A 17233-nucleotide genomic window follows, 5' to 3' on the forward strand; every position below is an offset into this window, starting at 1 on the left:
CTAAATTATCTTTTGTCAGCTCGTCGAATTCTCCTTATCATTCGCTCCTCTTTTTATTCTCTTCCGACTCGCTCAAGAGTCATTAAGGACGATGTTATGGATTACAGTTTATTCACTGTGTCGCTGTTGATCGGTACAGGGTTTGTTGCTGGCATTATTAATACGCTTGCTGGTGGTGGCTCCAATCTTACCTTGCCTGCTTTGATGGTCATGGGCATGCCAGCTGACATCGCCAACGCAACCAATCGTGTTGGTGTATTTTTACAGAACGTGGCGGCCACCTTTGGCTTTCGTAAAGCAAAAAAATTGGATAACGCGGATATCCTACCGGTGATGATACCCTCTTTACTTGGCGGTGTGGTTGGGGCATTTGCGGCCAGTTACGCGCCAGAGACTTGGTTAAAACCTTTATTGCTCAGTGCCATGATTGGCATGACAATTATTATGATTGTGCGTCCGACTATGATTGCGCCACCAGAAGGCACGGTGCCCTTTAAAGTGTCGGAAAAACCCAGTGCTTGGATTGCCTTATTTATCGCCGGTGTTTACGGCGGTTTTGTCCAAGCGGGCGTGGGTTTTATCTTGATTGCCGCTTTAGCTGGCACCTTGCGTTACGACCTAGTTCGCACCAATGCGCTAAAAATGGTGTGTACACTTGGCTTTACAGCGTTGGCATTAGGTGTGTTTATTTGGAACGATCAAATCCTATGGATTCCCGGATTAATCCTTGCATCTGGCACCATGCTTGGCTCATTTCTCGCGGTGAAATTGGCTATTAAAGCCAATCCAAGTCATCTGAAATGGTTTCTTTTCATCATGACAGTTTGTGGCAGTGCAGCGGCGCTATTAAGTGATTAATTGGCTTGACATTTGATTGAATAGAATTTTTAGCCAACTAAGGTTATTAGTTTTACCTTAAACTTTAGTCATAAATTTCCCTAGTTATGTAAAAAGATATTGAGTGAAAGATTCGCTTTAGTATTTTTAGCTAAAGCGATTTTTTTGGCTTTTAAAGAGAGTACATAAGTTTTAAAGCTAAGCTGTATGCTGAGGTGTCAGTTTCAAAATAGCCGTTAAGGCCATTGTCATACGCAGAACCTAATCGATAAGTATATTGAGTTTCTAAGGAGAACTTCCCAGTGTTATAGCCAAATCCAAATGGAAAATGGGCACCGCTAATTGTATCTTTTCGGTTGTACTTTCTGCGATTCCAATTATCTGAAAAAAATCCAACACCTGCGAAATAATAGAAGTGATCTTGATCGATAAAATGGTCACCTAGTAATAAGTTAATATCAATACCATTGACCTGAACCCGTGGGTTTTCAGTACAAGAATTCCCGTTATCCCAGTCACAAGTGTCACCTGATTTAAACCGGTAAGCTCCTTCTATTGCAATGTTATTAGAAAAAGCATAGCGAGCAACTAATGCTGGGGCATTGACATATTCTTCATAGCCAGAACCATTATCTGTTCCACTAACAGTTGTTCTTGTATAGCCAAGTCCTACCTGAATTTGTGATTCTGCCATAGCACTAGAGGCTGTTAGAAGTATGATTGTAGCAAGAGATATTTTTTTCATATTTGTACATCCAATATACATAAAAATAGTAATTTCATATATTACATATGATTATTTTATGTAAAAAAGAATGTTGTACATTTTTTTTGCAATACCTTATCTATATATTTGCTTTTTAAAAAGTAAACAATGAATTGATCATGTCATCAACAGCTAGGTTCAAATTGGTTAAACTATTTTGAGAGTATGGACATGTATTTGTTTGTTTTAGGTCAAGATTCATTGAATTTAATCGTCGATTTATCTGGTACCTTGCGTTACGACCTAGTTCGCACCAATTCGCTAAAAATGGTGTGTACACTTGGCTTTACAGCGTTGGCATTAGGTGTGTTTATTTGGAACGATCAAATCCTATGGATTCCCGGATTAATCCTTGCATCTGGCACCATGCTTGGCTCATTTCTCGCGGTGAAATTGGCTATTAAAGCCCATCCAAGTCATCTGAAATGGTTTCTTTTCATCATGACAGTTTGTGGCAGTGCAGCGGCTCTTTTGAGTGATTAAAGATATTTCTTCTTTCTAATATCTTATGAGAAATAGTGATTTATTAAAAATAAAACATCGTTTTACTTTTTTGGTTTTCCTGATAGTCTATTCTCCTATACAGAAAGCATCGCTGTAGGTTGCTCTTTGTATGCTGCCAATAAAAATAACAATGCGATTTGAAAATATGCACGGCGAGAGGTCTTTATCTGCTTATTTTCAATGTCTTTGGAGAATAAAATGAATAGAAAAATTTTAGCGGCGTCTTGTTTGGCGGCCAGCTTAATTGCCGGATGTTCAGCTGTGAGTGCGGATAACACATCACAGAAGCTCTCAAATACTGGAAAGAATAGTATGTCGCAAAATATAGCGCGTGTTGTTCTTCCTCATAACGACGGTTGGGCGGCAGCCGAAGGGCAAGTGACGGGCGGTGCGGATGCACTCGATGAGCATGTTTATACCGTCAGTAGCCGAAAAGCCTTTGTTGATGCATTAAAAGAAGCGGGTAACCTACCTAAGATTATTCAAATTAGTGGCACGATTAACTTATCATCCAATGATCAAGGGCGTGAGCTTACGGAAGCCGATTATCGAGTTGCGCCTTATAATTTCGAAGAGTATAAAAACGCTTACGCACCATCGGTTTGGAATGCAAAACCACTTATTAAAAAACGTCCGAATAGGGATTTAACCGGCCCTCAAGAAGAAGCTCGTTTAGCCTCGGCTAAAAAACAAAAAGACCAAATTGTCATTGATGTCCCTTCAAATACCAGCATCATAGGTTTAGGTAAAAACGCAAAAATCATTAAAGGCACCTTGCAAATTAGTGCAGGCGTTGAAAACGTCATCATTCGTAATATTACTTTTGAAGACGCGTTTGATTATTTCCCTGGTTGGGATCCAGGTGATAGTTTTAAAATCGATTCTAATTACCCAGGTTGCATGGAGGAATACGCTGATGCTTCCCATGGTCCGCAAATGTGTCCAGGTGGCCGTTGGAACTCAGAGTACGACTTAATTTCTATTAACGGTGGTAAGCGAGTGTGGATTGATCACAGCACTTTCTCTGATGGTGATCGCCCAGACGCCATGTTCCCACCAGTCTACCCATTCCCCCAGAACGAGATTACACAAAAAGTCCAACATCATGATGGCTTAGTTGATATTACCAATCAGGCGGATCTCGTGACGATTTCCAACAGCTATTTTCATGATCATGATAAAGCCTTTCTGATTGGTAATAGCGATGGTAAAACGGCAGACACTGGTTATTTACGTGTCACGCTGCATGGTAATTATTTCAACAATGTTGGTCAGCGTATGCCACGTGTTCGTTATGGCAAGGTGCATGTGTATAACAACTATTTCGTCGGTAATGCACAAGGTGACGGCGTTGGCGCCAATGCCTATGAACGTCATGTGAATTCTTTGGTTAACAAACCTAAGCACAATATTGTTCGTCAGGTTTTGGGAGCGGGTAAAGAGTCTGCTATTTATTCAGAAGCCAATGTGTTCGAAATCAAAAATGGTGATCCTTCTCATGCTATCGGTAATATGAAAGGGAAAGTAGCTTACGATCAGGGTTCCATGTTCAATGGCGAAATGATGGATATCGTTGAAGAAGCGAACAAAGCAAGTGGCAAACCTCTCTCTAAAGAGGTGGGCTGGACACCAACCTTATATGGACCAACGCCAGTATTGCCTGCTAGTGACGTGATTGATTATGTCAAAGAAAATGCAGGAGCGGGTAAACTTTAGATCTTAAGTAGAAGAATATTCCTTGTGATGTCGATGTCATTCCAATCGAAATACATCGACATTTTTTGTTCATCTTTTTCAAAAAGGTAGTTTTTTGGTCAATAAATCGTGCTTTACATAGCTAAACCATTATTTACATTATATTTATTCTTTTTCTTAATAAGTTCGTTTACTCTTCAATAAAGGAACGATGTAGGCACATCTTTTGCTGGAGTACTAATTAGTTACGCTAAAAATTAGCGCTCTACAATTACCTTGAAAAACGCCGTAAGGAATGACTTATTTTTTAAAGACAGGGGTCTGCTTAGTGATATCGCTTTTAGAGCAATGGTTTGGAACGAAGCGTACGCATCCTGATTTTCGTTTTCGAGGGTTTTTATTTTCAGCCTTGGTGTTTATCTCTTCTAGTCTCGTTTTCTTCATTTATTACAATTTGGTCATAGACTATTTTCCGCCAATGTTAATAGCGAACTCTGTGTCGTTGTTCTTTTGTATCATTGGTGGATATTACCTGCTGGTAAAAAAACGCTCCCAAGTCGCAGCGGCAATTCTTCAGCTGATTGTGTCGATTGATACTTTTATACTGATTTTAATTAATGGTAACGAAGAATTTGCACTCATTTTTGCCTTTCTAACCCCCGTCATGGGAATATTTCTTCTTGGCTATCGCTATGGGTCGATGTTGAGTGTCGTTTATTTCGTCGGTGTGTTTTATTTTTGCTTTACGCAAATGGATACTTGGCAACCAGAGCCATTCCTTCCTGCCAGCTTGATACATTTTTCTTTTATCTATTTGTTGTTACTCATGGTGTCGTTTTTCTACGACACTAGCCGCCGAAAAGCCTATCAAATGATGGAAGAGTCGAACCGTCAGTTACAGGAGTTGGCTACGACAGATGTATTAACTAAATTGCGCAATCGTCGCTATGTGGAAGATAAATTATTGAATTCGACTGGTAGTCACTACATTGCCATGTTGGATGTGGATGATTTCAAAAAAGTGAACGATCAGTTTGGTCATGATCAGGGTGATAAAGTGTTAATATACCTAGCGCAGACGCTAAACGAGCATCTTGGTCCTCACGATACCGTCGGTCGTTGGGGCGGTGAAGAGTTCATTATTATTTTTGCAGAATCAAATCTTGCTCGACTAGAGGAAACCTTAAAGCAGTTAAATCAGCGTGTAGCAAATACAAAATTTGGCATTGAACGACAAATTACGATTAGCATCGGGTTGGCAAATCATCATGCCAGTAGGCATCGAGACAGCTTACGAGCAGTTGATCAAGCGTTGTACAACGCGAAGGCTGATGGCAAGAATCGATTCTGTACCGCCAGCCAACTTGTTTAAACGTGCTTAGTGCGCATAGATATCATTGCATTCTTTAAGCATGTGATCACCGTTGTTCATAAAACCTGGACCATGCTCTTTATCGCTGACTAACCATATTGCGCAACTTTTTGTGGCAGCAGATACATCAAACCAAACTGATCCCAAATGCAGGCCATCGAAAAAATAGTACTTAAGGTTGGTCGCATCGCTAATACTGGTCCACAAGGTTGATGAAATATCATCATCGTCTTCTTTTTGAATTGTCTTATTGGAGGATAGCGCGTCAAATGTCGAACATAGGGTAGGAACAGAGCAGGTTCCTATCATTGCTTTGACTTGCGCCACCCTATCTATAAGTTCGCTAGTGGAGCCTGTTAGTAGTCGATAAAAGCAGGCTCTTTGAAAGCGTTGAACAGCAGTATTGCCTCCTGGCGCAGTGAATACTGGAGTGTTGTTCACTGCGCCAGCGCTTTTTAAATTCCATTGGTAAAACCAATAATTCATCATTTGCAACTGGGTTTGGTAATCAGGTTGATTCGTCGCGACAGTGAAGTTGCGGCTGTGATGGATGTCGGCTTTACCTTTCTTTATGCCTATAATGGCAGAGTCTCCGTGTTTATCCGATAGGGTTAAATGCAACTCAGTATCGGCCGTTATATCCCCCGGTACCGTACCACTAACAAAGAAAACGCTTTGAGATTCAAAATATTTGACAGCTTCTTGGACACTTGAAAATACATCTAAGACGAACTGCCCCCAACGTATAAGACTTAAGGCTTTTTGTCCTTCAGCAATATTGTCATCAAATGACGTGGTGGCATCGTATAAGATATTCGCAGTTAAGCCTTCTGTGTTTACTCCATCCGTTGTACCGTATCCATCATTTTCGGTACCGATAAGGATAGATGTCGAGCTGTATTTTACTGTCCATGATAATACTTGATCGTTTCTAAAATGATGTTTTTCTATTTCCTGTAAGCTTAGGCCAACTCTATGCATACCTACTGGAGATCGAAAAACTGAGCTTGTCAGTGGAAATTCCCAATCAAAATTTCGGGCGGTTGTTACCCAATCAGGACTGATATTATTAACAATTCGAGTGCACATAGATTTACTCCATCAAAATAAAGCCGTAGTTTGTAATCAATAGATCATAAGTAGATGACACTTTTAATTATCAAATCAATTGAATATATAACGTCGTTTTAATGTCTAAAAATAGTTAGAAAGGGAACCGTTGTGTACACGCCAAAACATTTTGAGATCAATGACCAAGAAGAGCAGCTCGCCTTTGTTAAAGCCTTTCCCTTCGCGACGTTAGTGTCGAATGATAATAACGGTCTAAACGCTGAGCATATTCCTATGTTGGTTCATGTCGATGCAGAGAATAGAGTTGTCCTACAAGCTCATATCGCCAAGGCCAATAAGCTTTGGCAGAACCTAGCGAATCAAGCTGATGTATTGGTGATTTTTCAAGGCGAAAATGCCTACATCACGCCAAACTGGTATCCCTCTAAAAAAGTAGATGGCAAAGCGGTTCCAACGTGGAACTATCGCGCCGTTCACATTAAAGGCACGATAGACTTTATCCATGAAGCTGAATGGAAACTATCATTACTGGAAAAACTCACCGATATCCATGAGCAAAAACAACCTGCGCCTTGGTCAATCTCCGATGCGCCTCAGGAATACATCGACAGACTGCAAGCTGCTGTTGTTGGCGTTGAAATCACCGTGACTGATATTCAGGGTAAATTCAAACTTAGCCAAAACCAAAGTGCCGATAATAAAAATGGAATTCATGAGGGCTTATCCGAAACTCAGCACCCTATGGCAGATCTGATAAAACCAGCAAATGGAGACTGACGAATAGCTAGCTTGAGGAAGGCATCCCCGTATGATTATCGGTTATCGCGGGAATGCTTTTATTAATGTGTAAAACATTCCCTGCGTGTTGATTAAGAAAAAGCTAGATTAGGAAGAAGCTACGGGTGCGTTACTCTGGCTTGAAGGACTGCGTTTTAACACCAGTACCATGAATAACCCAAGCAAAGCGGTTCCTGCACCCGCTAAGGCGACCGAAGGCAATCCAAGTCCTGCGCTGATGACACCGCCGCCCAATACTGCCCCAACGGCATTGCCTAAGTTAAACGCGCCAATGTTCATGGCGGAAGCAAGGTTTGGCGCTTCGCTGGCTTCATGAACCACCAAAGACTGCAGCGGTGGAACCACGGCAAAACTGGCAATTCCCCAGAGGAAAATCAGAGGAACAACGATAATTGAAGAAGACATAGTGACGGCAAAAATGACCAACAGCAGAATCACCGCGATTAACGACACAATCAAGGTGCCAAACAGTGAACGATCCGCATAACGGCCACCGAGAATATTACCAACGGCAAGTCCCACGCCGTAAAGCACCAGCATGGCCGTCACGAAGGTGGTTGAGGCATGGGTTTCTTGTTGCAGGATGGGCACGATGTAAGTGAATACCGTAAACATCGAGCTGGCACCCACTACAGTTAATAGCAACGCTGCCAAGACAGAGCCTCTACTTAACACGGCCAATTCATTACGAATGTTCGCTTTCTCTTGATTGACCAACGGAGGCAAGCTGACTCGTAGTGCCACCATTGCTACTAAACCAATAGCCGCAATGCCAAAGAAAGCATTTCGCCAACCAAATGTCGTCCCGACAAAGCTCGCTAATGGCACGCCACCAATGGTCGCTATGGTGAGGCCTGAAAACATCGCCGCGACTGCCCCGGCACGTTGATTCGGCGGCACCAATTGGGTTGCTACTACAGCACCCACGCCAAAAAACACACCGTGATTGAACGACGTAATGATGCGTCCAATCATCAACGCACTGTAACTGTCGGCCAACGCACTGATTAAATTGCCGATGGTAAAAATCCCCATGGACAAAACCAGCAGACGACGGCGAGGCATGTTTGCAAACAGCAAGGTCATGACTGGCGCACCAATTAATACACCAAAGGCGTAAGCGCTGATAAGCATGCCAGCCGTTGGAATAGAGACGCCCAAATCGCCCGCAATCACCGGCAACATCCCCATGGGGGAAAATTCCGTTACACCAATTCCAAAAGCACCAATGGCTAGAGCCATCAATGGAAAGTTAATCTTCATGTTACTCTCTCGTTTATTTATGATATGAGGGAATATAACGAGATATAAAACACCAGAATAGTGGGCAAAAAAGCGATTCTGTTTTGCATTGGATTCACAAATGAAGCAAATTAAAGTTGATAAGACCGCCGAGATGGAAACTTTTTTAACTGTTGCCACGACGGGAAGTTTAAGTGGTGCAGCAAGAGCGCTCGGTCTCACGCCGTCGGCGGTAAGCCGAATGATGACAAGAATAGAAAAGCGTTTAGGCGTTAGGCTGCTGGTCCGTTCTACTCGCAAACTCTATTTAACCAGCGAAGGTGAATCCTATGCGCTTGCGGCACGGCGTATTCTGAAAGATCTAGAAGAAACCGAACGCGCCATTGCCGATCGTGCGAGTCCCAGTGGATTGATCAAAGTCAGTACCGCCACGGCGTATAGTCGTTTGACCATGATTCCCTTATACAAAGAGTTTTTAGAGCGTTATCCCAAGATCAAAATCGAAGTGGAAGTGAGCGATAAGATTAGCAATGTGGCGGATGGTCATATTGACGTCGCAATACGTTTTGGCCCTTTACCTGATAGTAACTTAACCGCACGGCGCCTTGGCGACACAGGCAGAACCGTTGTCGCTTCGCCTAACTATTTAGCGCAAGCTGGTATTCCCAAAACGCCCGCCGATTTACAGCACTTTAACTGTCTGGATTTCAGTTTTCAGCGGCTAGAACCTGGCTGGCCATTCCGTGAGAACGGAGAAGACTATATTCTACCGATACAAGGCAACATGACCTCCAACAATGGTGAAACGCTGGTGGAGCTGGTGATGGCGGACATTGGTATCACCCGAGTTGGGAATTTTCATATTCAACAAGCCCTCGCATCGGGCCAACTCATTCCCTTATTAGAAGACTTCAACCCGCAGGACAAAGAAGTCATCCACGCCGTATTTATTGGCGGACAACACATGCCAGCCAGAGTGCGGGTCTTTGTCGACTATCTGGTTGAGAAAATGGCTTCAAATTCCTAGAGAGTCTTGGTTCCTCAAACCTCTCCCGCATTCAACAGCATGCCTTGTGGGCTGGTGTCGAATAATAAGACGCGATTCAAGTCGACCGACAAGGAGATATGTTCTTGGCGTTTGACGTGGGAGCGTAGGTCGAGTCGGGCTTTGGCGTCTTCACCACCGAGTTTGAACATGATTTCTTTGTCGAAGCCAAGGTTTTCCACCAGTTCTACTTGTATATCATTGAATGCAAATAGGTTGTCGCTTGGTGAGGACAGTGCGCTGTCTTCAAAGAAGTCAGGACGAATGCCAACCAACACTGTGTCGTGGGATTTTAGGTCGTGTAAGTCCACATTGGCGATTTTCGCTGCTGGCAGTCGGTAGTTATCGAATAGCAGATCGTCGCCTTCGATTTTTGCTTCAATCAAGTTCATCGCTGGGGAGCCAATAAAGGTCGCGACAAAGGTGTTGGTCGGCTGTAGGTAAATTTCCATCGGTGTGCCGACTTGTTCGACGATGCCATCGCGCATCACCACGACTCTATCGCCTAAGGTCATGGCTTCGATCTGATCGTGGGTAACGTAGATCGCGGTCATGTTGTATTGATGTTGAATACGAGCAATTTCAGTACGCATGTGATGACGCAGTTTGGCATCTAGGTTCGATAATGGCTCATCAAACAAATACACATCTGCATCCCGAGCCAAGGCTCGTCCCATGGCGACACGTTGGCGCTGACCGCCGGACAAATCCGCCGGTTTGCGATCCAAATAATCGTCGAGCTTGAGCATTTCCGACACATCAGCAAGTTTTTGCTTGATGGTCTCTGCATCGGCCCCCGATTTTTTCAAGCCAAAGATGATGTTCTCTCGCACTGACATATGCGGATACAAGGCGTAGTTCTGGAACACCATGGCGATGTTACGCTTGTGTGGAGGCAAATCATTAATGGCACGTTTGCCAATTTGTATTTCCCCTTGGGTGATGTCTTCTAGACCTGCCACCATGCGAAGCGTGGTACTTTTCCCGCAGCCACTTGGGCCAACCAACACGACAAACTCACCGTCTTTTACTTCTAAATTAAGGTTCTTGACTATCGGCAAGTTGCCGTAGGATTTGTTTACGTTACGTAAGATCACTGAACTCATATTCTACTCCTACAAAACGACTGTGCTCGATGATACTGCGTCAAAAGATCGCTCAAAATGCTCATTTATAACTATAAACTCCGCTTTTTCGCTCACTTTTTCCTTGTCTGATCTTCGCTCGTGACGTTTTGTCATTTTGTTAGTTGTTAACCTTCCAAAAGATATCTATGAAGCGCAATAGTCATATTTAGCCTTTCACACCGCCGTCGGTAAGGCCACCTGACAAATGCTTATTTGCCAGCATGAAACAAATCACCACAGGTAAAAGCGTCAACATGGATGCGGCCATGATGCGATCCCAAATGGCGTTTTTCGAGGTGAACAGAGTTTGCAATGCCAGCGGTAAGGTTTGGAAATCTTGGTATTGTTTGAGGAACACGGAAGCAAACAAATACTCGTTCCAAGCGATGACAAAACAATAGATAAACACGGTAAATAACATGGGTTTCGATAAGGGCATGATGATGCGCCAGAATGCTTCCACCCTTGAGCAACCGTCCATCATTGCCGCTTCTTCTAGCGAGAAGGGAATGGTACGGAAGTAATTCCCCAACATGTACATGGCGACGGGTAAAGTCTGAATCAGATAGATCAAAAACAGACTAAAAATCGTCCCCGCGGCACTGGAGGCCAAGCCGACGTTAACGCTCATTTGATAAAGCGGAACCATCAGCAACACGCCGCCAACCATGTAGACAAACAAGACGCCGTTTGCCATCAAGGATTGCGCTGGGAAGCGTAAGCGGGCAATGGCGTACGCTGCGAGTGATGCCAAGAAGGTCGAGCAAACCCCTGTTACAAAGGAGATCACAAAAGTATTGAGCATGTAGCGACCAAACGGAAATACATCACCGCCGGAGCTAAATTTCGCCAAGAGCTTTTGCTTTTGATCTTCCGACAAGGCCGGATTGCTCAATAAGCGTTGCACACTGGCTGGAATGTCGGCTTCTTTTGCTGGCATCAAGCCAAGCAGCTCTTTGTATGCATCCAAATGTAAGACGCGCGGAATAAGCGATGGATTGCCCCAATCGATAGGGTGCTTTAACGAGGTTGAAAGAATCTGCAAAAATGGAAACACGCAGAAAATCACCAAAGCGAGCACCAAGGCATACAAGATCACAGATTGGGTGGTTGAGCGTTTATTCATCATATTCTTCCCCTACCACTTAAGGACTTTACGAACGTACAGCCAGATCAAGCCGACCAGCACGAGCAATTGAATCACCGAAATTGCGGCGGCCACGCCTTGATCGACGATGCCAGCGAACGCTTGGTAGTAAGTGAAAATCGGTAAAGTTTCCACGTTCGGAGCGAGCAAATAAACGTCCTCGAAGCGGTTTAAATTCCAAATGATGCGTAGCAACACCACAGTCGCAATGACGAATCTCAGCTCTGGCAAGGTCACGTGCCAGAAGCGCCCCCAGGCATTTTGCCCGTCTATCGCCGCGGCTTCGTACAAATCTTTCGGTACGCTTTGCAGCTTGGCGAGAAACAGCAAATAGGCGATGGGGAAATGTTTCCAAATATCGAACAAGATCACCACGAACAAAGCAGAATCTGGGTTACCGATGAGGTTTTCCCGAGAGTCGGTCAAGTGCAAAACATCGACCACCACATGGTTATAAATGCCGTTTACTGGATCGAAAATAAATTGCCAGCCAAATACCACACTGATCACAGGAGCAAAGTAGGGCAAAAGAATCAAGCCGCGGGCAAGATTGCGAAAACGGAACTCTTGATTCATTAGAATCGCTGCCGCCAACCCAAGCACCGTGGTGCCGACCACTGTACCGATTAGGTAAATAACCGAGACACCAATGGAATGATAATAACGCGGGTTGCCGAGCAAGTCCGTGTAGTTCTCCATGCCAACAAAGGTTTTCGTGCCGTTGAGCTGAACATCAAAAAAACTCAGATAGATGTTGAACAGGATCGGGTAAATCACCAGCAGGCCAATGATTCCGACCGCTGGAGCAACCAGCTTTAAGCCCAGTCGAGATTCATTTTTTATTAAGACAGAAGACATATTTGCTTCCCTTTTTTACGTTTAACCCCACCTTAGCCCTCCCCTTAACAAGGGGAGGGAATAACACAAAGCGCTTAGCTCCTCCCCCTGCTAAGGGTGAGGTTGGGAGGGGGTTGAGACTTATTGGCCTATAATCGATTTCATTTCCGCTTCAGCATCATTCAGCGCAGCTTGCGGGTCTTTTCCCTCAATGGTGACGCTGTAGATCATTCGCGGAATGACAGATTTAGCAAAGATGGCGCCAGAGGCAGGGAAGGTTTTGCCTTCAACGACAGAAAAGGAGCGAAGGTTGTCAAAACCAGACACGATCTGCTTCATCTTGTCTGCGCCATAAAGTTTGAATACGCCGTTTGGATCCTCTAAATACGCTGGATCTTCTGCAATGCCTTTCAGCATTGGGTTCATGCCACCCGGTGCCATATGTAGGAAAGTGATGTAGCTGGCAGGGTCGTACATGAATTCAATAAAGTCTTTGGTGGCTTTGGTGTCCTCTGCGCTTTTCGCTTTCAAGGCGACAAGGCCAGACAAGGTGCCATAAGACGCGGCGCTTTTGTGGGTGATAATTGGTGCGAACTCAGTGTTTTTGACCAACTCAGGGTCAAAGGTGCCGCCGCTGAGCTTCTTTGAAATTTGCTGAAGACAGTGAGCCTTTAGCCACTTCTGCCAAAGCGAGATCATCCATTATGTAAGTGGAATAAAAGAACATGCCCATCTTGCCTTGCAAGTAATAATCTCGAGCACGCCAGTTCTGTGGGCCTGGTGGATTGTATTTCGCTAATTCTTTGTAATATTCGATGGTTTCGAGTGTTGCAGGGCTGTTGAAGACTAAATTGCCGTTGGCATCGAACTGGCTGGCATTATTGGAAAGCGCCAGTTGAGTGAAGACTTGTTCTGTGTAGCTGTCCTGCTTGGTGCCGACCAAAATGCCGTACTGATTATTGGCTTTGTCAGTGAGAGCTTTGGCCGCTTTTTCGATATTTTCCCAAGTGTTTGGCGCTGCTAAGCCTTTTTCATCAAACCAATCTTTGCGGTACCAAATTCCCTGAATAAAACCATGATAGGGCAAGCCATAGTATTCCCCAGAAGGCGATGTCAGAGTGGTCAGAGCCCCTTTATGAAAGCGACTCTTGCCAATATCTTGAATGACGCCTTGATGAGTCTTGGTATCGACAATGCCTTCTTCGCCAAGCGCCATGATGATCTCGGAATTGACCTCAATCAGTTGCGGTGTTGTACCTGCTGCGACAGCGGCAGCCATTTGAGTCGCCATTTCGTTTTCATCAACAGCGACGACTTTAACCGTCACGCCATCGTTTAAGGCTTCAAATGTACTGGCCAGCAATTCGATATTTTGTAAGCGATCGGTTTGAGTTTGTGCTGTCCAAAACTCTACCGTGGCGGCATGGGCGAGCGAGCTGATTAGGAGTCCGTTGGCCAGCACAGTGCCGGCGACGAATAGTGAAGTTCTATTGTTCATGATGGCTTCCTCTATTGTTTTTATTGGTTTGTCTGAACTTTTAGATTTTATAACCCAATGGTCACAACGCCCGGCGCTAAAACGACTTGTAGGTCCTTCACCGGAGTTCCTTTGATGCGCGACACCATCATCTTGGCAAGTTGCTCACCTATTTGTGCTGGTGGCGCTTGCTGAATGCTGGCGATCCCCATACTGGCGGTCAGCTCATCTGCGGGCGTATCACAACCAATCACACACACTATTTTTTCACTTTCATTAAACTGTGTGTTGTGTAATCGCATGGCCGCCAATGCAGCGGCTCGCGCGCTGGTGCTGGTGAGGCAAATCAACGCGGTGATATCTGGGTGCTGGAGCAGAAATTCGGCACAGGCGAGGTAACTTTCTTCCTCGTCAAAGCCCACTTCTAGCCATTGTTCAGACGTAAGAGAAAGCCCAATTTGTTCAGCGGCATCTTGAATGCCGCGTCGCCTTTCTTGGGCGAAAAATATCGCTCGCTTACCGATACTACGCCAATCTTGTGGTGGCCTTGCTCGTGCAGGCGGCTCAGGCTTAAATGGCCAACTTGGTAATTGTCCAAATCCAGCCAAGCAAATTGCGCCGCGCGTTCGGTGCGTCCGTAACACACAAAAGGCACGTTGAGTTTCAGTAAACGATGGACTTTCGGGTCATTAACCCGAGTGCGAAGGAGCAGAAAGCCGTCTTGATCGCCTGCTTTGACAAGACGTTCAAACTCGCTTAATTCCTGTTTGCCGGTATCGATTGCCACCACTTGCAGCAAATAGCCTTCTGCTTGCAGCGCGTGTCGAGTTCCAGCCAACACCTTCGAAAGAATGGGGTCGAGATATTGTGTGTCTTGGCAAGGAATAATCGCCGTGATCACACGTTTTGCTTGCACCCAGTGTGCCATTTCTGGCCCTTTTAATTGGTAGCCTTGTCGCGCTGCCTCTTTTAGCACACGCTTCTTTGTACTCCGGCTAATGTCTGGGTAATCGTTCAGCGCTCGTGACACTGTTGATACCGACAACTCCAACTGGGTTGCTATCTCTTTAATTGACATAAATTAATTCACTGCACCATTCTTATTGTTACCACTGTCCATCATTCAAGTCTGATTTAAAAGACTTAATCGTGCATTTTGTGACCAGCAATAATTGACGTTAAAACCGAAAATGTTTCGATGCAATGCTTTATTTTTGCACAACTTGAGTGCGTTGATTAAAGAAGAATGAAACTACGACGCTGCAGTCCACGGAAGTGCAGAGGGCAAGCCTTGTTTAGTAAGGCCCCGCCTCAAGGGTAAGTAATCGACATGATAAAGAGTGATTAAGTCTTCATTTTATCAACCATTTCGACGAATCTCGCGACGCCAGAGGAAATTTCCATTAAGCCTCGTGACACTTCGTTAATGCTTTCTTGGCCGTGCAAGGCAATGCCTGTTACGGAGTTCAGCATCACGTCCATTTCATTGATTAAATTATGGTTTTTCTCGACAACCTGGCCAATTTCTGCAGTGGCGATGGCGGTATTGCTGGCTAACTTTCGGACTTCATCGGCAACAACAGAGAAACCTCTTCCCGCATCGCCTGCGCGTGCCGCTTCAATGGCGGCATTCAGTGCGAGTAAGTTTGTTTGATCAGCAATGGCGCGGATAGTAACAACAATGTCGGAAATACTTTTAGACTGTGTTTTCAGTAAGTTACCAATATCGGCCGCATGCTTTACTTTTTCTGCAATTTCTTTTGATGTTTGCACAGATGCATTTAATATCCCGACGGCATTGGATGAGACTTGGCTAGTTTCTTCCGATGTGGCCGCCGCAAGTTCAATGGCGTTCATGGCATTATTGACTCGTTCTGAAATATCGGACGCAAACTTGATGACCTTATAAACACGACCTTTTTCATCAAATATGGGATTATAGGTGGCTTCTAACCAGATTATTTTTCCTGTATGGTCAAAACGCTGGAAACGCCCAGAAAAGTGTTTGCCACGTGCTAAATCAGACCAGAAATTGGGGTTTTCTTTGTAAAATTTATCATCACAAAACATTTTATGGTGTTTGCCCTTTATGTCTTGTAGGTCATATTTCATGGTTCTTAGGAAATTACTATTGGCATGAAGTATATTGCCTTTGGTGTCAAATTCTATGACGGCGAGTGAGCGATCTAGTGCTGTTAAAATGGCATTTTTGTTTGCTAAGGATGCTTGTATATCGGTAATGTCATTGGCTATTTTGAGGATTTTCTTCACTTTGCCACTGTCATCTGAGATGGGAAAGTAGTTGGCTTCTAAGAAGATAGGTTGTTTGTTTTGTTTGAAACGTAAAAAAGTACCCTTAAAGGATTTTCCTGCCTTTAGCCCATGCCAGAATTGTTTGTAATCAACGGACTGGGTGTACTCTGTATCGCAAAAAATACGATGATGTTGCCCAATGATTTGCTCTAGTTTATAACCCACTGCAGTTAAGAATAGTGGGTTAGCATCCAATATCACACCCTCAGGGCTAAAGCTGATACTCGCGGTATTTTGCTTAATGGCGTTTAACTCGTCTTGGCATTGTCTTAATTGCTGAAGTGTTGCTTCAAGATCAGGTCGTTTATCTACTTTTTTACCGAAAATCATGTTGGCTATCCTTGATAATGAGCGGTCATTGTTAAACATCGAGCGTTTTATACGAACAATTCAAAACCATTGCAGTATTGAAAACACTACCTCTAGAGTGTGGCTTAACTCATGAGAACTTGCGTACTGATGTGGTAAATTTTTATGCAACTCTGTAATGATTTATTACCGTTTAATTTTTCTTCTGACTTAATCGATGTTTCCCCACACAACACTGTTTTTCGCATGGTCGTTAATGAGTTCCATGGGTTGCATGAAGGTGGAAAAAAGTTGAGGTTAGGCTAAAAAACAACCATTCTGTATCTAAATGAATACGAACTGCTTTATGTATGATAAAACTGCGGACTACAAAACTGGGTGAGACAAGATGACTTCAATAAAAGAACTGACCAACTTTGATATGGCTGAGCAACTTCGCACAGATGAAGATATTGCTGCCTATTTAACTATGGTGCTTGAGGATGGTGATACCGACGAGCTTATTCATGCGCTTGGTCATATTGCCAAATCGCGTGGCATGACGCAGATAGCCAAAGACAGTGGGCTTGGACGTGAAAGTCTTTACAAAGCCCTTCGATCCGGTTCTCGGCCACAATTTGACACAATAGTAAAAGTGCTTAAATCCCTTAATTTTGATTTGAAAGCTGTGATTCATTCGCAAAAATGAGCACA

At 44.1% G+C, this 17233-nt stretch carries 18 protein-coding genes; 7 read left to right on the plus strand and 11 right to left on the minus strand.

Annotation, left to right across the window (positions count from 1 at the left end):
- Window positions 1-96 precede the first annotated feature (96 nt).
- Complete coding sequence (locus tag ONZ52_RS16250; protein ID WP_265219755.1) at window positions 97-858, plus strand: sulfite exporter TauE/SafE family protein; 762 nt, start codon at window positions 97-99, stop codon at window positions 856-858.
- A 151-nt stretch (window positions 859-1009) separates the two neighbouring features.
- On the opposite strand, the gene ONZ52_RS16255 is transcribed toward ONZ52_RS16250, so the two are convergent.
- On the minus strand, window positions 1010-1582 hold the full coding sequence (locus ONZ52_RS16255; protein ID WP_265219756.1) for a hypothetical protein: 573 nt from the start codon (window positions 1580-1582) through the stop codon (window positions 1010-1012).
- Window positions 1583-1774: 192 nt separating this feature from the next.
- Here ONZ52_RS16255 and ONZ52_RS16260 point away from each other — a divergent pair, with 192 nt between their 5' ends.
- The 3 genes from ONZ52_RS16260 (at window position 1775) to ONZ52_RS16270 (ending at window position 5174) form a co-directional block, all read left to right on the plus strand.
- Window positions 1775-2086, plus strand: a complete 312-nt coding sequence (locus ONZ52_RS16260) for a TSUP family transporter (RefSeq protein WP_265219757.1) — start codon at window positions 1775-1777, stop codon at window positions 2084-2086.
- A gap of 219 nt (window positions 2087-2305) precedes the next feature.
- Window positions 2306-3823 carry a pectate lyase family protein gene (locus ONZ52_RS16265; RefSeq protein WP_265219758.1) on the plus strand — a complete coding sequence of 506 codons (1518 nt, stop codon included), beginning with the start codon at window positions 2306-2308 and terminating at the stop codon, window positions 3821-3823.
- Between the two features lie 307 nt (window positions 3824-4130).
- A complete protein-coding gene (locus tag ONZ52_RS16270) occupies window positions 4131-5174 on the plus strand; it encodes a GGDEF domain-containing protein (protein WP_265219759.1) in 1044 nt (347 codons plus the stop codon).
- Between the two features lie 6 nt (window positions 5175-5180).
- Here ONZ52_RS16270 and ONZ52_RS16275 read toward each other — a convergent pair whose 3' ends face one another.
- Window positions 5181-6263 carry a linear amide C-N hydrolase gene (locus tag ONZ52_RS16275; protein ID WP_265219760.1) on the minus strand — a complete coding sequence of 361 codons (1083 nt, stop codon included), beginning with the start codon at window positions 6261-6263 and terminating at the stop codon, window positions 5181-5183.
- 132 nt (window positions 6264-6395) lie between these two features.
- On the opposite strand from ONZ52_RS16275, the gene ONZ52_RS16280 reads away from it, so the two are divergent.
- Window positions 6396-7022, plus strand: a complete 627-nt coding sequence (locus ONZ52_RS16280; RefSeq protein ID WP_265219761.1) for an FMN-binding negative transcriptional regulator — start codon at window positions 6396-6398, stop codon at window positions 7020-7022.
- Window positions 7023-7130: 108 nt separating this feature from the next.
- Here ONZ52_RS16280 and ONZ52_RS16285 read toward each other — a convergent pair whose 3' ends face one another.
- Window positions 7131-8306 carry an MFS transporter gene (locus ONZ52_RS16285; RefSeq protein ID WP_265219762.1) on the minus strand — a complete coding sequence of 392 codons (1176 nt, stop codon included), beginning with the start codon at window positions 8304-8306 and terminating at the stop codon, window positions 7131-7133.
- Window positions 8307-8406: 100 nt separating this feature from the next.
- On the opposite strand from ONZ52_RS16285, the gene ONZ52_RS16290 reads away from it, so the two are divergent.
- Window positions 8407-9312: a LysR family transcriptional regulator gene (locus ONZ52_RS16290; RefSeq protein ID WP_265219763.1), complete on the plus strand. Its 906-nt coding sequence runs from the start codon at window positions 8407-8409 to the stop codon at window positions 9310-9312.
- A 14-nt stretch (window positions 9313-9326) separates the two neighbouring features.
- On the opposite strand, the gene ONZ52_RS16295 is transcribed toward ONZ52_RS16290, so the two are convergent.
- From ONZ52_RS16295 to ONZ52_RS24850, 8 genes are all read right to left on the minus strand, one after another.
- On the minus strand, window positions 9327-10436 hold the full coding sequence (locus ONZ52_RS16295; protein WP_265219764.1) for an ABC transporter ATP-binding protein: 1110 nt from the start codon (window positions 10434-10436) through the stop codon (window positions 9327-9329).
- 187 nt (window positions 10437-10623) lie between these two features.
- Window positions 10624-11586: a carbohydrate ABC transporter permease gene (locus ONZ52_RS16300; RefSeq protein ID WP_265219765.1), complete on the minus strand. Its 963-nt coding sequence runs from the start codon at window positions 11584-11586 to the stop codon at window positions 10624-10626.
- Between the two features lie 9 nt (window positions 11587-11595).
- Window positions 11596-12462, minus strand: coding sequence for a carbohydrate ABC transporter permease (locus ONZ52_RS16305; protein ID WP_265219766.1), 867 nt, complete (start codon window positions 12460-12462; stop codon window positions 11596-11598).
- Window positions 12463-12582: 120 nt separating this feature from the next.
- Window positions 12583-13053, minus strand: coding sequence for a type 2 periplasmic-binding domain-containing protein (locus ONZ52_RS16310; RefSeq protein WP_265219767.1), 471 nt, complete (start codon window positions 13051-13053; stop codon window positions 12583-12585).
- 7 nt (window positions 13054-13060) lie between these two features.
- The gene (locus tag ONZ52_RS16315) at window positions 13061-13939 is read right to left on the minus strand and encodes an ABC transporter substrate-binding protein (protein ID WP_265219768.1); all 879 of its coding nucleotides are present in this window, start codon (window positions 13937-13939) and stop codon (window positions 13061-13063) included.
- 47 nt (window positions 13940-13986) lie between these two features.
- Complete coding sequence (locus ONZ52_RS16320; protein ID WP_265220309.1) at window positions 13987-14442, minus strand: substrate-binding domain-containing protein; 456 nt, start codon at window positions 14440-14442, stop codon at window positions 13987-13989.
- Complete coding sequence (locus tag ONZ52_RS16325) at window positions 14343-14996, minus strand: LacI family DNA-binding transcriptional regulator (protein WP_265219769.1); 654 nt, start codon at window positions 14994-14996, stop codon at window positions 14343-14345. The genes ONZ52_RS16320 and ONZ52_RS16325 overlap by 100 nt, the downstream gene beginning before the upstream one ends.
- A 266-nt stretch (window positions 14997-15262) precedes the next feature.
- Complete coding sequence (locus ONZ52_RS24850) at window positions 15263-16561, minus strand: methyl-accepting chemotaxis protein (protein ID WP_321160357.1); 1299 nt, start codon at window positions 16559-16561, stop codon at window positions 15263-15265.
- Window positions 16562-16928: 367 nt separating this feature from the next.
- Here ONZ52_RS24850 and ONZ52_RS16340 point away from each other — a divergent pair, with 367 nt between their 5' ends.
- Window positions 16929-17228 (plus strand): addiction module antidote protein, encoded by a 300-nt coding sequence (locus ONZ52_RS16340; RefSeq protein WP_265219770.1) that lies wholly within the window; start codon window positions 16929-16931, stop codon window positions 17226-17228.
- Window positions 17229-17233 lie beyond the last annotated feature (5 nt).

This window comes from Marinomonas rhodophyticola (assembly GCF_026113935.1).
Taxonomy (GTDB): Bacteria; Pseudomonadota; Gammaproteobacteria; order Pseudomonadales; family Marinomonadaceae; genus Marinomonas; species Marinomonas rhodophyticola.

What these genes read in the sequence shown, in the direction of transcription:
- ONZ52_RS16295 (WP_265219764.1), bottom strand. Translation starts at nt 10,436, where the DNA reads ATGAGTTCAGTGATCTTACGTAACGTAAACAAATCCTACGGCAACTTG.
- ONZ52_RS16265 (WP_265219758.1), top strand. Translation starts at nt 2,306, where the DNA reads ATGAATAGAAAAATTTTAGCGGCGTCTTGTTTGGCGGCCAGCTTAATT.
- ONZ52_RS16300 (WP_265219765.1), bottom strand. Translation starts at nt 11,586, where the DNA reads ATGATGAATAAACGCTCAACCACCCAATCTGTGATCTTGTATGCCTTG.
- ONZ52_RS16250 (WP_265219755.1), top strand. Translation starts at nt 97, where the DNA reads ATGGATTACAGTTTATTCACTGTGTCGCTGTTGATCGGTACAGGGTTT.
- ONZ52_RS16260 (WP_265219757.1), top strand. Translation starts at nt 1,775, where the DNA reads ATGTATTTGTTTGTTTTAGGTCAAGATTCATTGAATTTAATCGTCGAT.
- ONZ52_RS24850 (WP_321160357.1), bottom strand. Translation starts at nt 16,561, where the DNA reads ATGATTTTCGGTAAAAAAGTAGATAAACGACCTGATCTTGAAGCAACA.
- ONZ52_RS16255 (WP_265219756.1), bottom strand. Translation starts at nt 1,582, where the DNA reads ATGAAAAAAATATCTCTTGCTACAATCATACTTCTAACAGCCTCTAGT.
- ONZ52_RS16305 (WP_265219766.1), bottom strand. Translation starts at nt 12,462, where the DNA reads ATGTCTTCTGTCTTAATAAAAAATGAATCTCGACTGGGCTTAAAGCTG.
- ONZ52_RS16340 (WP_265219770.1), top strand. Translation starts at nt 16,929, where the DNA reads ATGACTTCAATAAAAGAACTGACCAACTTTGATATGGCTGAGCAACTT.
- ONZ52_RS16325 (WP_265219769.1), bottom strand. Translation starts at nt 14,996, where the DNA reads ATGTCAATTAAAGAGATAGCAACCCAGTTGGAGTTGTCGGTATCAACA.
- ONZ52_RS16290 (WP_265219763.1), top strand. Translation starts at nt 8,407, where the DNA reads ATGAAGCAAATTAAAGTTGATAAGACCGCCGAGATGGAAACTTTTTTA.
- ONZ52_RS16275 (WP_265219760.1), bottom strand. Translation starts at nt 6,263, where the DNA reads ATGTGCACTCGAATTGTTAATAATATCAGTCCTGATTGGGTAACAACC.
- ONZ52_RS16285 (WP_265219762.1), bottom strand. Translation starts at nt 8,306, where the DNA reads ATGAAGATTAACTTTCCATTGATGGCTCTAGCCATTGGTGCTTTTGGA.
- ONZ52_RS16315 (WP_265219768.1), bottom strand. Translation starts at nt 13,939, where the DNA reads ATGAACAATAGAACTTCACTATTCGTCGCCGGCACTGTGCTGGCCAAC.